Source organism: Rathayibacter sp. VKM Ac-2929 (assembly GCF_022815495.1).
GTDB lineage: Bacteria > Actinomycetota > Actinomycetes > Actinomycetales > Microbacteriaceae > Rathayibacter > Rathayibacter festucae.
Genome location: NZ_JALGRV010000001.1, coordinates 805,603 through 820,214, shown reverse-complemented (window position 1 = coordinate 820,214; position 14,612 = coordinate 805,603). Strand labels below are relative to the sequence as shown.

Here is a 14,612-nt window from a genome sequence, read left to right as displayed (position 1 = left end):
GCCCCCGACCGCGCTTCCGGCGGCGACTCCCTCGCCGGCCGCGCTCCCGCCGGGGACTCCCCTGTCGTGATCGAGTGCCGGGGTCTCGGGATCCGGTTCCGGCGGAACCGCCGCGGCCGTCGCTCCTTCAAGGACCTCTTCTCGCGCGGGACCCGGCGCTCGCGGCCCGGCGAGTTCTGGGCCCTGCGCGGCCTCGACGTCCGGGTGCACGCGGGCGAGGCGATCGGCGTCGTCGGCCGCAATGGCCAGGGCAAGTCGACGCTGCTGAAGCTCGTCGCCGGGGTCGTGCTGCCGGACGAGGGCGTGGTCGAGGTCCGCGGCGGGGTCGCTCCGCTGATCGAGATCACCGGCGGCTTCGTCGCCGACCTCAGCGTCCGGGAGAACGTCTACCTGACCGCGGGGCTGCACGGCATGTCCAAGCGCGAGGTCGACGACCGGTTCGACTCGATCATCGAGTTCGCCGAGATCGGCGACTTCCTGGACACCCCGTACAAGCACCTCTCCAGCGGGATGAAGGTCCGGATCGCGTTCTCGGTGGTGTCGCGGCTCGAGGAGCCGATCATCCTGGTCGACGAGGTCCTCGCGGTGGGCGACAAGGCCTTCCGCGAGAAGTGCTACGCCCGGATCGAGGAGCTGCTCGCGGCCGGCCGGACGCTCTTCTTCGTCTCGCACAACGAGCGCGACCTCCGCCGCTTCTGCACCCGCGGGCTCTACCTGGACAAGGGCGCGCTGGTGCTCGACGCACCGATCGATCAGGTTCTCGCCCGGTATTCTGAGGACTACGCGCCGAAAGCGCAGCCCGCCGCGGAGTGACCGGCAGTCCGAGCCGCACGGCCCGGAGCTCGTCGTGACAGCGCGACGCGCGGGTCCTCACGACGCAGGAGTGCAGACATGTCCTCGAAGAAGGACCGCAAGGACCGCGACGAGCTCGAGCAGGCCGGCGCCGCCGACGTCGAGAACGCGCAGCTGGCCCGGATCCTGGACCGCGTCCTCGCCGTCCAGCGGCCCGCGGTCCTCGCGAACATCCGGGCGCTGCGGCGTCGCCGGCCGAACGCGACTCCGGAGCAGCTGATCACCTCCCTCGAGCGCCAGTACCTCTCCAGCGTCGCCGCCGGCGGCGCAGCCATCGGAGCGACCGCGGTCGTCCCCGGGATCGGCACCGCCGCGTCTGTCGCGCTCTCCGGCGCCGGTGCGATCGGCTTCCTCGAGGCGAGCGCCCTCTTCGCGCAGTCGGTCACCGAGGTGCACGGCATCCGCCTCGAGGACCCGGACCGCGCCCGCGCCCTCGTGCTCACGCTGATGATGGGCTCCTCCGGCAGCGAGCTGGTGCGCCAGGTCGCCGGGCACGCGACCGGCACCAGCACCGGGATGAACCAGTACTGGGGATCGGTGGTGACCAAGGGGCTGCCGTCGTTCCTCGTGGGCGAGCTGGCCGACCGGGCCAAGAAGTCCTTCGCCAAGCACTTCCTCGCGCAGCAGGGCGCCGGGCTGGTCGGGCGGGCGATGCCGTTCGGGATCGGCGCCGCGCTGGGCGGCGTCGGCAACGCGATGCTCGGCCGCAAGGTCGTGCAGAGCGCGCGGGACGCGTTCGGTCCGGCCCCGCGCGAGTTCGGCAACACCTTCGTGCTCCCGCCGACGAAGGCGGAGCGGAAGGCGCTCGCGGCCGGTGCCGAGCCGCTTGAGCTGCACGTCCGCGACTACGGCGGGACCGGCGAGAAGATCGCGCTGCTGCTGCACGGTCTCGGCACCGACTCCCGCATCTGGTACGCCCTGGTGCCGACGCTGCACGAGCACGGCTACCGCGTCGTCGCGCCCGACCTCGCCGGGCACGGCGGCTCGCCGAAGTCGCCGGCCTACTCCGTCGAGCACTGGGCGGAGGACGTGCGCGCCTCGGTCCTGCAGTCGCCCGACCTGGTGATCGGGCACGGCCTCGGCGCCGTCGTCGCCGCGCGGCTCGCCCCGGAGTACCGCGCCGAGCGGCTGATCCTGCTCGACCCCGCCTTCTCCGACGCGAAGGGGCTGACCAGTGCCCTGCGCCGCGGCGGCTCGATCGCGCACGTCGAGAAGGGCGACGCCGACGAGCTGCGCCACCGCCACCCGATCTGGACCGACGAGCAGATCGAGCTCGACGTCTCGGCCCACGCGCTCTGGGACCCGGAGTCCGCCTCCGGCCTGACGGCGCGCGGCGCCGCCGAAGCGCCGGACGCCTTCCCGGTGCCGACGCTCGCTGTGCTGCCGGAGGACCCGCTGGGCCACTCCTCGCTCGGTGATGTGCTCGCCGACCACGGCGCGGAGGTCCGCACGATCCCCGGCGCGGGCGCCTCGATCCTCCGCGAGGACCGCGCGGCCCTCATCGCGGCGCTCGCCGACCGCCTCTAGCCTTCGGCGCCCGCAGGACGGAGGCTGAGCGTCCCGAACCAGCGGACCCGCTCGTGTTCGACGCACTCAGCCTTCGTCATGAGGACACCGGCCACCTGTGGAACGGAATCGACGAGTCGATCCGGATTCCGGGTCTCGATACGCCGCTCTGCGGCTGCTCGACCAACATGCCGGGGATGAGCGTCCGCTTCCCCACCGGCCGAGCCGCGCCATGCTGATCGAATAGCGCCCGCCGGGCGCGTATCGAGATCCACCCACCGGACGACCTCGGCCGCGCAGCTCGGGCCGAATCGTTCTCCGGCCTCTCAACCCTCCTCGGGACAGGACCGGGGCCCGTCGAGCGGCGTCGCGAGGACGATCCGCACCAGCGGACCTCCGTCGCGGTCCTCACCGGCGACGCGGAGCCCGATCTTCTCGGCGACGCGCTGAGAGGCGCTGTTCTCGGGATGGACGATCGCCACGAGGCGGTCCGCGAGGCCGCGCCGTCGAGCCGACTCGAGACAGGCGGTCGCGGCCTCCGTGGCGTACCCCCGCCCCTGCAGGGAGGAGCGGACGTGGTAGCCGACCTCCAGCTCGGGGATGCCGTTGACGCTCTGCCAGGTCAGGCCGCAGTCCCCCACGAACTCGCGGTCCATGGTCTCGATGACCCACAGCCCGAAGCCGTCGCGCTCGTAGTTGCGCCGGTTCCAGGCGATCCAATCGGCGGCGTCAGCGCGCGTCTTCGGGGCCGGGTAGTAGCGCATCACCTCGGGATCCCCGAGCAGCTCGGCCAGGAGATCCAGGTCCACCTCGGTCATCTCGCGGAAGCGCAGGCGCGCGGTGTCGAACGGCAGCATCGGCGCCACGCTACCGGTACGGCACGCTCCCGCAGGTCTCGATACGCCGCCGCCTGCGGCTGCTCCGCTCTGCGTCCAGAGGGATCGGAGGGCCGGACCGGGTGGGGGACGCGACCTGGAAGGACACTGTCCGACGTCCGTTCAGTCGTGTCCACCCGGCCCGGTGAAGTCATCCGACCGGATCGCGAGATTTGGAAGGAGACACGACACGGTAACCATCGCCGAGCGGTTCGGACCAGGGGGCGCGGGGATCGGCACGGAGAGCAGCTGCATCACGTCGGTCCTCGATCTCGCCGGTCGAGTCCGGGAGCAGAGCGCGGAGCCGTTGCTTCCCTGTTGATCGAGTAGCCCGCGGAGCGGGCGTATCGAGCGGAGGGGGCGCCTCCGACGCCAGCGCAGAGCGGGGAAGAGACCGACGTCCTTGGGTGGGAGGGTCTCGATACGCCCCTGCGGGGCTACTCGACCAGCATGTCTGCGGGCGACTCTTCCCAGTAGATCCACCGTGGTCAGAAGACGAGTCTGCAGACCCGTCCTGCTGGTGACGGCGGGTCTCGATACGCCCCTGCGGGGCTGCTCGACCAGCATGACGGGGCGCAGCCGCGTCCTCTCCCTCACCACAGAGACGCGAAGCGGCTTCGCTGCTGCGGCTGCTCGATCAGCGTGAGGCGCGAGCCGCGCGCGCGTCCTACTTCTTGGCCTTGGCGGCGGCCTTGGCGGCCTGCTTCGTGGCGCGGACCTTGGCCAGGGACTCGGGGGAGACGATGTCGGCGACCGAGCGGAACGAGTCCTCCTCGCCGTAGGCGCCGGCGGCCTCGCGCCAGCCGTCGCCCTCGAAACCGCGGCGCTTGCCGAGCAGGGCGACGAAGATACGAGCCTTCTGGTCGCCGAAGCCGGGCAGTGCCGTGAGGCGGGCGAGCACCTCGCGGCCGTCGGGGTCGTCGCGGGTCCAGATGGCCGAGGCGTCGCCGTCCCAGTCGTCGACGATCGCACGGCAGAGAGTCTGCACCCGGCCGGCCATGTTCGCCGGGTAGCGGTGGATCGCCGGAGGCGTCCGGGACAGCTCCGAGAAGCGGTCCTCGTCGAAGTCCGCGATCGCGGCCGCGTCGAAGGACGACCCCTCCTCGGCCAGGCGCTGCTCGAGCTTCAGCGGCCCCGAGAACGCCGTCTCCATCGCGACCTGCTGATCCAGCAGCATCCCGATCAGCAGGGCGAGCGGGTCGCGGGTGAGCAGCGCGTCGGCGTCGGCGTCGTCGGTGATGTGCAGGGCGGAGTCGGCGGTCATCCTCCAGGGATACCACGGACACCGGCGTCGCTGCCGAGCAGAGCGCGGACCGTCCGGTCGATCGTGCTCAGCGCGGCGGTCAGCTCGAGATCGCTCGCGCTGCCGTAGCCGAGGACCAGCGCCTCCTCCTCCGCGCGGTCGGCCAGGGCGTAGTCGTCGAGCGGAGCGACGAGGAGCCCCTCCGCCGCGAGTGCCGCGACGACCGCCCTCGCCGTGAGCGGCGCGGGCAGCCCGAGCACGACGTGCAGCCCGCCGTCGAGTCCACGCGCCGAGCCCCAGTCGATCGCCTCGGAGAAGTCGCGGACCAGCCCGCGACGGTGAGCGTAGCGGCGCCGCGAGCGGGTGAGGTGCCGCCGGAAGCCGCCGCCCGCCATGAACGCGGCGAGCGCCTCCTGCGTCGGGCCCGAGACGGAGGCGTCGCGCTCGGCGTCGATCTCCCGCACCGCCCCGTGCAGCCACGACGAGGGCGGCAGCGCCAGGTAGGCCACCCGCAGCCAAGGCGACACCGTCTTCGAGAACGAGCCGACGTGCGCCACTCCCCCGCCGCCGTCGAGCGACGCGAGCGCCGGCAGCGGTGCGCCGACGTAGCGGAACTCGCTGTCGTAGTCGTCCTCGATCACCAGCAGCCGCTCCGTCGCCGCGCGGCGCACCAGCTCGAGCCGGGCGGCGAGCGCCAGGCGCCCTCCGGTCGGGTACTGGTGCGAGGGCGTGACGACCACGACGTCCGCGCCGCTCGTCGCGAGCGCGTCCAGGTCGATGCCGTCCGCGTCGACCGGCACCCCGACGACCTCGTGGCCCTCCGCGCGCAGCCGCCGCCGCACCGCCGGGTAGCCCGGGTCCTCCACCGCGACCCGCACCGGCCGGCCGAGCGCAGCGGCGGCCGCCCGCACCAGCAGTGCGACGGCGTCCGCGGTCCCGCTCGTCACGAGGACGTCCTCCGCCTCGACGTCGATCCCGCGCGAGCGCCGCAGCTGCTCGGCGATCCGCGTCCGCAGACCCGCGTGCCCCGCCGCCGACGGCAGCTCCGAGGGCGGCGCCGAGAGCGCCGGCCGCCAGGCGGCCCGCCACTCCGGCCCGTCCAGATCACGCGTGTCCGGGCGCCCCGGCCGCAGATCCAAGCGGGCCGTCGCCGGCATCACCGCCGGCTCCGCCCGCGCGACCCGGGACCGGATCGGCACGACCACCCCGTCCGCCGCCACCGTCACCGCCGCGCGCGGATGCGCCACGAGGTAGCCCTCGCCGACCAGCTGATCGACCGCCGCGACGACCGACCCGCGCGAGACGCCGAGCTGCTGCGCGAGCACCCGGCTGGAGGGGATGGCGTCCCCCGCCCCGTAGCGGCCGTCCAGCACCGCCGCCCGCAGCGCCTCGGCCAGCCCCGAGCGGACCTCTCCGCGCTCCGGCACCCGCAGCAGCAGCGGCACCTCGAGATCACCGGACGCCATCGACTCCCCCGTTCTGGACCACTCGATCCGTGGCTCCCTGGTATTCTCGCAGATCCAGTGCGGACGCGATCCTCGGACCATGGACACCCTCGACACCACCGACCGCACCCGCGTCACCCGGCTCCGCGACCGCCAGGTCCTCGACCGCGGCGCCCTGGACGCCCTGCTCGACGAAGCGCTGATCGCGCACGTCGCCGTCGTCCGCGACGGAGCCGCGATCGTGCTGCCGATCCTCTTCGCCCGCGACGGCGACGACCTCCTCCTGCACGGCTCGAGCGGCGGCGGCCTCCTGCGCGAGGCGGCGCGCGGCTCGCTGCTCACCGTCGCCGTGACCCTCGTGGACGGCCTCGTCGTCGCCCGCTCCGCCTTCGACAGCTCGATGAACTACCGCTCCGCGATGATCCTCGGTCGAGCCGAGCCCGTCGAGGGCCCCGGCAAGGCCCGTGCCCTCGATCTGCTCACCGAGCGCTTCCTGCCCGGCCGCCCCGCCGAGACCCGCCCGAGCACCGCCCGCGAGATCGCCGCCACCCTCGTCCTCCGCCTGCCCCTCGCCGAGGCGAGCCTCAAGATCCGCGCCGCCGGCCCCTCCGACGACGACGCCCAGACCCCCGGCGTCTGGGCGGGCACCGTCCCCCTGGTCACCCGCACCCTCCCCGCGGCGCCGGCCCCCGGCTCCGCTCCCGAGCCGCCCGCGTCCGTGAACGCCTTCACCAGCACGGTCGACAGCACGGTGCCGCCCTTCCGCTGATCCCGCACCGTCCTGGGAGGACGAGTCTGCAGACCCGCCCCGCTGACGACGCGGGTCTCGATACGCCCCTCCGGGGCTACTCGACCATCATGGTTGCGCCCTTCCAGGGCTGCTCGACCAGCATGCTGGGGCCCTCCGCCGAGCACGAGGCGCGGGTGCGGTGCCTCGTCGCGGCTCCTGGCTCGGGTCTGGCGGGCGCGCCGCAGGCGCGCGGGAAGGAGCCGCGGCGAGGTACCGCACCCGCGCCGTCACGCAGTGACGCGCCCCGAGCCGCCCCCGCGCCGTCGCGAAGCGACGCGCCGAAGTGGACCCTACTTCGTGTCCTGCCTCGGGAACACGACCTTCTGCACCACGATGATCACCGACGCCGCCACGGGGATCGCCACGAGGGCCCCCAGCACGCCCGCGAGCGTGCCGCCCGCGACCGCCGCGATGACGACGACGGCGCCGGGCACGGACACGGCGCGGTTCATGATCCTCGGGCTGAGGACGTACGCCTCGACCTGCATGTAGACGAGGTAGTAGATCGCCGCGACGAGCGCCGTCACCGGCGAGGCGAGCAGGCAGGCGAGCGAGATGATGACGGCGCCCGAGATCGTCCCGACGAGCGGGATCAGCGAGCCGAGGAAGGCCACGCAGGCCAGCAGCGCCGGCACCGGGCCGCCGATGATCAGCAGCAGGATGAAGGTCAGCACGCCGTTGACCGCCGCGAGCGAGACCTGGCCCACGACGTAGCGGCCCACCGCGCCGGTGATCTCCTCGCCGACCTCGCGCGCCTTCGGGCGGTGGGAGGCGGGCGCGAAGCGGTACGCGACCGACTTCATCGAGCGCAGCGAGGCGAGGAAGTAGAGGGTGAGGATCAGCACGATGATCGCGCCGGTCACGCCGCTCGCGATGCCGCTGCCGACCGCGAGGATGCCGCCGCCGAGCGAGAGCAGGTTGTTCGGGTTGCCGATGAAGCTCTGCACGTTGCCGATGAGCGAGTCGACGTCGACGACACCGCTGAGCTGCCGCTCCAGGTCGAGCACCCACGGCTGCGAGGCGATGTCGGAGACGATCCGGGGAGCGCTCGTCACGAAGATGGTGAGCTGCTCGATCAGGATGGGGATGATGTAGAGGAGCAGCCCGGCGAAGATCAGCAGCACCGAGGCCAGCACGATCGTGATCGCCAGCGCGCGCGGAATCCTCTTGCTCTCCAGCCAGGAGACGAGCGGGTCGAGGCCGAGGGCGAAGAACAGGGCGACGAAGACGTAGGTGAGCACCGTGCTCAGCGAGACGACGAGCCCGCCGACCACGAGGGCGACGAGCACGCCGAGACCGCCGAAGAGGCCGATCCGGAACGAGCGGATGGTGAACTGCGGTCGCTCCGGGTCGCTCGACACCACGATGTCGGGTTCGACGACGGGCTGGGCCGGCGCGGCGGCACGCCGGCGGGAGCGGGCGAAGGCGCGCGGGGTGATCATGCGTCGAGCGTAGCGGGGCGCGGACGGCCGCCCGCGCCGCGGGAGAAGGCTTGACGGACGGGCGCCGGAGGGGTGGCCGGCCGTGTGGCCGGCGGCCCGCTCAGTGCTCGGGATCGTGCTCGTCGACGGCGGCGTCGTCGCGGTGCAGCTCGGCGTGCCGGTCCCACTCGGCGAGCAGCTGCTCGATCGCCGCGTGGAAGCGGGCGGTCGCGGCTCCGGGGCTGGTGTCGCCGAAGTAGTGGGCGACCCAGCGCTCGAGGCGCTCGACCGCCGCCTCGTCGTGCTCGACGCTCTCGAGCCGGGCGACGATCGCGGCCGCGTCCTCGGCGCGCAGCCACTCCGCATCGCCGAGGTAGCCGGACTCGTCGACCTCGGCCGCCGGGCTGATCGGCCGGGTGACCAGCAGCGGTCGGCCGGTCGCGAGCCGGTCGTAGACCATGGCCGAGACGTCCAGCACCGCGATGTCGGCGGCGAGCTGCCAGCCGAGCTCGGCGGAGGTGTCGTGCACGTGCCGGGCCGCCGGGTCCGCCGCGTTCGCCGCCGCGATCAGCGCGACGATCTCGCGGTCGGCGGCCCCGTACGCCGGATCGACGGCGCCGCTGCGCGGGTGCGGCCGGTAGACGAGGCGGTAGCGGGAGTCGGCCAGCAGGGCGCGGGTGAGCGCGACGCCGTGGGTGCGGATCGAGCCGTAGCCGGCGGCGGGGCGGTCGCCCTCCCAGGTGGGGGCGTAGAGGACCACCCGACGCCCGTCCTCGGGGTACGGGGTGCGGCCCGAGACGTGGTCCGCCTGCGGGCGGCCGATGGCGAGGGCGCGCTTGTCGAAGTCGAAGTCCCAGAGGACGCGGCGCAGGCGCGCGAGCGCGGCGTCGCCGGCGATGAAGCTGTAGTCGTAGGCCTTGAACTGGTTGGTCGTCATGTACATCTTGTCGCTCTCGCCGTGGTTGACGAAGACGTGCCAGCGGCGCCCGTAGCGCATCATCTGGAAGTTGCGCGCGTTCTGGTTGACGTAGAGGACGATCCGCAGCGGCTGCTCGTCGATGGCGGTCTCGAGGTCGGCGACGGAGCGCACGTGCGCGACCGGGATCGGGCTCTCGCGCAGCAGCGCCCGGGTGGCGGTGGCGTTCCGGGAGAGGAGGACGACCGGATGGGTCTTCGCGAGCTCCTGCAGCGGCGCGTACCACTGGCGCAGCTGGTAGAGGTTGATGTCGCCGTCGGCGAAGTAGACGCCGATCTCGAAGACACCGGGTGTCAGCGGCGCGCGGGCCGCGAGCTCGCGGGCGACGTCGCGGCGGGCCCGCCGCGCGGTCAGCAGGTCGCCGGCCACTCCGCGCGCCAGCGTCGCGTCCCGGAGCAGGCGGGAGAGGACGGCGCGGGGTGCGGGTGTCATCGGACCAGGCTACAAGCCGGGGTTGAGCATGCTGATCGAGTAGCCCGCGCAGCGGGCGTATCGAGATCCACCGTGGCCTGAAGGTCGGCTCTGCACACCGGCGTCCGTGGGACGGTGGGTCTCGATACGCCCCTCCAGGGCCACTCGACCAGCATGGATGGCACCGCGTGCTGACGGACGGTGGGTCTCGATACGCCCCTCCGGGGCTACTCGACCAGCATGATCTTCGGGGCTACTCGACCAGCAGGTGAGGGGCCGGGGTCACGCGCAGCCAGACGAACTGCAGGGGGGCGAGGCGGAAGCCCTCGCGGAGGTCGACGGCGATCTCGGTCACCAGGTCGACCGCCTCGGGGGCGAAGCCGCCGAAGCGCTCCGGCGCGACCTCCTGCGCCTCGTCGGAGACGTTGGCCAGGACGAGCACGGCCTCCCCGTCGCCGGGGCGCTGGTAGCCGAGCACGTGGTCGTTGACCGCGTCGAAGACCGTGAGCGCGTTGCCCGCGAAGAGGTCCGTCCGCTTGCGGATCGCGATCAGGTGCAGGAGCCCGCCGAAGATCTCGGCCGCGTCGGCCCCGGGGGTCTCGCGCTCGGCGTAGCGCTCCGCGGGCCGCCGCGGGCGGTTCACCCAGCGGGAGTCGCCCGCGGTGCTCGGGTCGTCCAGGTAGCCGTGGTCGTTCAGCTGTCCCACCTCGTCACCGAGGTAGAGCAGCGGGAGACCGCCGGTGCTGAGGGCGATGGAGTGCGCGAGCAGCACCCGGTCGATCCCGTACGGATCGCCGGCCTCGACGCCCGCGAGCGAGGCGGTCGTGCCGGACACCCGGCGGTCGCCGGTGCGCGGGTTCTCCTGGAACGGCACGCCCCGGGCGAAGGTCCCCTCGAAGCGGTCGGTGTAGAAGTCGTTGAGGAAGCGCCGGTGCCCGGCCGCGTCGATGCCGAGCTCGGCGGCGTCCTCGTCGGCGAAGGTCCAGCCGATGTCGTCGTGCCCGCGGACGTAGTTGACCCACGCCGTGCCGGCCGGCAGCGCGTGCCGCCGCTCGAGCGCCTGGGCGAGCAGCAGGACGTCGCGGGTCGCGAGCGCCTCCCAAGTCAGCGCCATCTGCAGCGGGTTGTAGGAGAGCTGGCACTCCTCGAGGTCGATGTACTCGATCACCTCGTCCGGGTGCACGATCGCCTCGGACTTGAACAGCAGCGACGGCGCCGCGAGCCGGCAGACCTCGTTGAACGCGCGCAGCAGCAGGTGCGCCTCGGGCTGCGACTCGCAGGTGGTGCCGAGCTCCTTCCAGATGAAGGCGACCGCGTCCATCCGCAGCGCATCGACGCCCTGGTTGGCGAGGAAGAGCATCTCGCCGGCCATCGCGCGGAAGACCTCGGGGTTCGAGTAGTTGAGGTCCCACTGGTAGCGGTGGAAGGTCGCCCACACCCAGCGGCCGTCCTCGAGCTGCACGAAGGAGCCGGGGTGGTCGTCGGGGAAGATCTCGCGAGTGGTGCGCTCGAAGGCGTCCGGCTGCTCGCGGTCGGGGTAGATCCAGTAGTAGTCCTCGTAGCGCTGCTCGCCGGCGAGCGCCTTCTGCGCCCACTCGTGCTCGTTCGAGGTGTGGTTGAAGACGAAGTCGACGACGAGCGCGATGCCGTGCTCGCGCAGCTCGGCCGCGAGCAGGCGGAGGTCGTCCATGTCGCCGAGGTCCGGGCGCACGCGGCGGTAGCTGGACACCGCGTAGCCGCCGTCGGACTCCCCCTCCGGAGCGTCGAAGACCGGCATCAGGTGCAGGTAGTTGAGCCCGATCTGGCGGAAGTACGGGATCTCGGCGCGCAGCCCCGCGAGGTCGCCGGCGAAGCGGTCGACGTAGCAGACGCCGCCGAGGGCCTTGTTCGAGAGGAACCAGTCCGGGTGCTGCCCGCGGGCACGATCGAGCGCGCGCAGGTCCTCCGGACGCTCCTGCCAGGAGGCCGCGGCGAGCTCGACCAGGGCGACGATCTGCTCGACGAGGTCGTCGCGACCCGCGTAGACCGCGGCGAGCAGGTCGACCAGCCGCGGGAGGCGGGCGTCCAGGCGCGACTGGAACTCGGGATCGGCGACCGGTCCGCCGAGGGCGTCCACGCGGGAGCGCACGTCCGCGATCAGGTCGTCGGGGGTGGGCACCGGCTCGTCCAGCACTGCACCGGGCAGAGCTGTCGAGGGGGGCTGCGTCGAATCGAACACCGTCGTCCTTCCGAGGGGCGTCCGCCCGGCGGGGGGCGGATTCCCCGATGCTAGACGATCGGGGGACGCCCGGCGACCGTCATGCGCAGCAGCGTCCGGCCTGCCAGAATGCGGCGCTCCCCGGGGTCGGCGGTCCAGCCCTCGCGCCAGCCGGCGAACCAGGCCCGGAGCGCCGGACGGTCGTTCCGCCAGCGCAGGCACTGGATCGCGGTCCACGAGCCGACGTAGGCGAGCGCCAGCGGAGCCGGCAGCGAGCGGCGGGCGAGCCACACCCGGTTGCGGGCGTTCAGCCGGTAGTAGTCGGCGTGCCGGGTCGGCTGGATCACCGGGTGCTGCGCGACGAGCTCGCCCGCGTACCAGGTGCTGCGCCCGGTGTCCCAGACCCGCCAGGCCAGCTCGATGCCCTCGTGCGCGTAGAAGAAGGGAGCGGCCCAGCCGCCGGTCTGCTCGAAGACGTCGCGGCGCAGCACCACCGCGCCCTCCCAGACCGAGAAGACGGGTCCGGAGCGGCGCGGGTCGCCCTTGAGGATGCGCGGGGTCCAGCGCCGGGGCGCGGGTGCGCCGTCGACGCTGTCGACCCGCGGCTGCACCATGCCGATCCGCCGCGGCGAGGCGAGCAGCGCGATCGCGTCGCGGAGGAAGCTCGGCGAGGGCACGCGCGCGTCGTCGTCGAGGAAGAACAGGTACTCGCCCGCGACGGCCGGCACGCCGGCGTTGCGGCCGGCCGGGATGCCGAGGTTCTCCGGGAGGGCGAGCGCGCGGACGCCCTCGGGCAGTCCCTCGGGCGTCCAGCCGTTGCCGACGCAGACGACGTCGAGCTCGACGCCCTCCTGAGCGAGGACGCTCGCGAGCCCGGCCGCGAGGTCGTCGGGACGCGTGCCCTGGGTCAGGACGACGACGCCGACGCGCGGCAGCCCGCCCGGCTCAGGACCGGACACGCTTGGACGCCATGATCGCGACGAAGTGGCCGACGAGCGCGAGGAGCGCGAGCGGCAGCAGCGCCGACACCAGCACCCGGTCGGCGGTCCCGGCGCCGACGACCAGCCCGACCAGGCTCGCGGCGAAGGCCAGCATGGTCAGCTCGACCGAGTGGTACAGCCGGTGGAACGGCAGGAACCGCGCGGCACGGCGCAGGCGGGCGAGAGCGGAGGAGGACGGCGTCGCCTCCCCCTTCGTGTCCGCGAGCTTCGTCAGCCCGGCGTTCGCCCGGGCGACGTGCACCATGTCGTTGAGCGCCTTGTTCAGCACGATCACCAGCGCGAGCGCGAGGCCGATCGAGGTCCAGAGGAAGTCCTCCGGAGCGTCGAAGGGGATCCCGGCGGCGCGCAGTCCGAGCGCGATCGGGATCAGCGACTCGGTCGTGTAGTGGCCGACCTTGTCGAGGAAGACGCCGGCGGGCGACGAGGTGCGGCGCCAGCGCGCGACCTCGCCGTCGCAGCAGTCGACGAGCATCTGCAGCTGGCCGAGGATCAGCGCGAGGGCGGCGCCGGCGATCCCGGGGATCAGCAGCGCCGCGGCAGCGCTCCAGCCCACGAGGATCATCAGCCCGGTCACGCCGTTGGCCGAGATCGAGGTGCGCAGCAGCTGCATGGTCAGGTACGGCGAGAAGCGGCGCAGGTAGAGCGACGCCGTCCAGTGCTCGGCGTTGCGCCGCCCGCGGACCTCGGGCGGCTGGGCGACCGCGCGGAGCTCGGCGATCGATCGCGGTCTGGCGGTGCTGGTCATGCGTCCCTCGCGGAGTCGGCGGCGGAGTCGGCCGCGGGGTGGTGGCGGTGCGCCGCGATGTTGCTGGTGAGGCCCGCGAAGCCGAGCACGAATCCGGTGCCCCAGGCCACGTGGATGGCGGGGATCACGAGGAGGAACCACAGCATGGCGCGCGGTCCGTCGACGCGGGCGACGGCGATCGTGGCCGCCGCCACGAGGGCGAGGTAGCCGACCGGGACGACGAGGGCGATCAGCAGCCAGGGCGCGGCGCCGAGCAGCGCCTGCAGCACTCCGGCGACCCCGGCGAGCAGGCCGAGGGCGAGCAGCGCCACGAGGACGGGGGGTGCGAAGTAGCGGAGGGACCGCGAGGCCGGGAACAGCCGGGTCAGCTCGCCCCGCCACATCCCGGTGGAGAGGAACTGCCGCAGCAGCGCCCGCATCGACGGCCGGGGCCGGTAGGTGACGGTGAGCCGCGGGGTGAACCAGACGAGGCCGCCCGCCTCGCGCAGCCGGCGGTTGAGCTCCCAGTCCTGGCCGCGCTTGAACCGCTCGTCGAAGAGCCCGGCGCGCTCGAGGGCGGAGCGGCGGAAGACGCCGAGGTACACGGTGTCGGCCGGGCCCTCCTCGCCGCCGACGTGGTGCGGGGTGCCGCCGAGGCCGATCCGCGAGCCGTACGCCCGGGCGACGGCGCGCTGGAACGGCGTCAGCCCCTCGGCCGCCATCACTCCGCCGACGTTCGCGGCGCCCGAGCGCTGCAGCGCCTCGACGGCGATCCGCGCGTAGTCCGGCGGGAGGACGGAGTGCGCGTCGACGCGGACGACGACGGGGTGCCGCGAGGCGCGGATCGCGGCGTTCAGCCCGGCGGGAGTCGAGCCGACGGCATTGGCCACGACGCGGATCCGCTCGTCGGCCGCGCTGAGCTCGGCGACGAGCCGCTCGGTGCCGTCGATGCTGGGCGCGAGCGCGAGGACGACGTCGAAGGGCCCGGTGTAGTCCTGAGCCAGCAGGGAGTCGACCGCCGCCCGCACGTGGGAGACCTCGTTGAGCACGGGCATCACGTAGGAGACGCCGGGCAGATCGGGGAGGTCGTCCGTCGGGGTCTCGGGCTGCATGGGTCCAGTTCGTGAGGCGGGGCCGGGCGTCCTGGCCGGACGCGGGCGCCCCACACTAC

The 14,612-nt window shown here is 73.3% G+C and carries 13 protein-coding genes; 4 read left to right on the top strand and 9 right to left on the bottom strand.

The features are described 5' to 3' along the window. Nucleotides 1-66 precede the first annotated feature (66 nt). The 3 genes from MT355_RS03605 (at nucleotide 67) to MT355_RS03595 (ending at nucleotide 2,597) form a co-directional block, all read left to right on the top strand. The gene (locus MT355_RS03605; protein WP_123737310.1) at nucleotides 67-813 is read left to right on the top strand and encodes an ABC transporter ATP-binding protein; all 747 of its coding nucleotides are present in this window, start codon (nucleotides 67-69) and stop codon (nucleotides 811-813) included. 78 nt (nucleotides 814-891) lie between these two features. Beyond that, complete coding sequence (locus MT355_RS03600) at nucleotides 892-2,379, top strand: alpha/beta fold hydrolase (protein WP_243598556.1); 1,488 nt, start codon at nucleotides 892-894, stop codon at nucleotides 2,377-2,379. Between the two features lie 53 nt (nucleotides 2,380-2,432). After that, entirely contained in the window at nucleotides 2,433-2,597 is a 165-nt protein-coding gene (locus tag MT355_RS03595) for a hypothetical protein (protein ID WP_243598555.1), read from the top strand. An 87-nt stretch (nucleotides 2,598-2,684) separates the two neighbouring features. On the opposite strand, the gene MT355_RS03590 is transcribed toward MT355_RS03595, so the two are convergent. From MT355_RS03590 to MT355_RS03580, 3 genes are all read right to left on the bottom strand, one after another. Further along, on the bottom strand, nucleotides 2,685-3,215 hold the full coding sequence (locus tag MT355_RS03590) for a GNAT family N-acetyltransferase (protein WP_243598554.1): 531 nt from the start codon (nucleotides 3,213-3,215) through the stop codon (nucleotides 2,685-2,687). Nucleotides 3,216-3,900: 685 nt separating this feature from the next. After that, the gene (locus MT355_RS03585; protein ID WP_243598553.1) at nucleotides 3,901-4,497 is read right to left on the bottom strand and encodes an HhH-GPD-type base excision DNA repair protein; all 597 of its coding nucleotides are present in this window, start codon (nucleotides 4,495-4,497) and stop codon (nucleotides 3,901-3,903) included. Further along, nucleotides 4,494-5,942, bottom strand: coding sequence for a PLP-dependent aminotransferase family protein (locus MT355_RS03580; protein WP_243598552.1), 1,449 nt, complete (start codon nucleotides 5,940-5,942; stop codon nucleotides 4,494-4,496). The genes MT355_RS03585 and MT355_RS03580 overlap by 4 nt, the downstream gene beginning before the upstream one ends. A gap of 79 nt (nucleotides 5,943-6,021) precedes the next feature. Between MT355_RS03580 and MT355_RS03575 the strand changes: the two genes are divergently transcribed. Next, nucleotides 6,022-6,690: a pyridoxamine 5'-phosphate oxidase family protein gene (locus MT355_RS03575; protein WP_243598551.1), complete on the top strand. Its 669-nt coding sequence runs from the start codon at nucleotides 6,022-6,024 to the stop codon at nucleotides 6,688-6,690. Between the two features lie 311 nt (nucleotides 6,691-7,001). Here the strand turns inward: MT355_RS03575 and MT355_RS03570 are convergent, their stop codons facing one another. The 6 genes from MT355_RS03570 to MT355_RS03545 form a co-directional block, all read right to left on the bottom strand. Then, nucleotides 7,002-8,153 (bottom strand): AI-2E family transporter, encoded by a 1,152-nt coding sequence (locus tag MT355_RS03570; RefSeq protein WP_123705088.1) that lies wholly within the window; start codon nucleotides 8,151-8,153, stop codon nucleotides 7,002-7,004. A gap of 100 nt (nucleotides 8,154-8,253) precedes the next feature. Beyond that, nucleotides 8,254-9,540 (bottom strand): hypothetical protein, encoded by a 1,287-nt coding sequence (locus MT355_RS03565; protein WP_243598550.1) that lies wholly within the window; start codon nucleotides 9,538-9,540, stop codon nucleotides 8,254-8,256. 232 nt (nucleotides 9,541-9,772) lie between these two features. Next, on the bottom strand, nucleotides 9,773-11,677 hold the full coding sequence (locus MT355_RS03560) for an amylosucrase (protein WP_374204628.1): 1,905 nt from the start codon (nucleotides 11,675-11,677) through the stop codon (nucleotides 9,773-9,775). Nucleotides 11,678-11,787: 110 nt separating this feature from the next. Next, the gene (locus MT355_RS03555) at nucleotides 11,788-12,675 is read right to left on the bottom strand and encodes a glycosyltransferase family 2 protein (RefSeq protein ID WP_243598549.1); all 888 of its coding nucleotides are present in this window, start codon (nucleotides 12,673-12,675) and stop codon (nucleotides 11,788-11,790) included. Next, entirely contained in the window at nucleotides 12,662-13,462 is an 801-nt protein-coding gene (locus MT355_RS03550; protein ID WP_132437764.1) for a CDP-alcohol phosphatidyltransferase family protein, read from the bottom strand. Before MT355_RS03550 ends, MT355_RS03555 begins: the two co-directional genes overlap by 14 nt. Beyond that, a complete protein-coding gene (locus tag MT355_RS03545) occupies nucleotides 13,459-14,553 on the bottom strand; it encodes a glycosyltransferase family 2 protein (RefSeq protein WP_243598548.1) in 1,095 nt (364 codons plus the stop codon). The genes MT355_RS03550 and MT355_RS03545 overlap by 4 nt, the downstream gene beginning before the upstream one ends. Nucleotides 14,554-14,612 lie beyond the last annotated feature (59 nt).

What these genes read in the sequence shown, in the direction of transcription:
- MT355_RS03550 (WP_132437764.1), bottom strand. Translation starts at nt 13,462, where the DNA reads ATGACCAGCACCGCCAGACCGCGATCGATCGCCGAGCTCCGCGCGGTC.
- MT355_RS03575 (WP_243598551.1), top strand. Translation starts at nt 6,022, where the DNA reads ATGGACACCCTCGACACCACCGACCGCACCCGCGTCACCCGGCTCCGC.
- MT355_RS03585 (WP_243598553.1), bottom strand. Translation starts at nt 4,497, where the DNA reads ATGACCGCCGACTCCGCCCTGCACATCACCGACGACGCCGACGCCGAC.
- MT355_RS03565 (WP_243598550.1), bottom strand. Translation starts at nt 9,540, where the DNA reads ATGACACCCGCACCCCGCGCCGTCCTCTCCCGCCTGCTCCGGGACGCG.
- MT355_RS03545 (WP_243598548.1), bottom strand. Translation starts at nt 14,553, where the DNA reads ATGCAGCCCGAGACCCCGACGGACGACCTCCCCGATCTGCCCGGCGTC.
- MT355_RS03570 (WP_123705088.1), bottom strand. Translation starts at nt 8,153, where the DNA reads ATGATCACCCCGCGCGCCTTCGCCCGCTCCCGCCGGCGTGCCGCCGCG.
- MT355_RS03600 (WP_243598556.1), top strand. Translation starts at nt 892, where the DNA reads ATGTCCTCGAAGAAGGACCGCAAGGACCGCGACGAGCTCGAGCAGGCC.
- MT355_RS03590 (WP_243598554.1), bottom strand. Translation starts at nt 3,215, where the DNA reads ATGCTGCCGTTCGACACCGCGCGCCTGCGCTTCCGCGAGATGACCGAG.
- MT355_RS03580 (WP_243598552.1), bottom strand. Translation starts at nt 5,942, where the DNA reads ATGGCGTCCGGTGATCTCGAGGTGCCGCTGCTGCTGCGGGTGCCGGAG.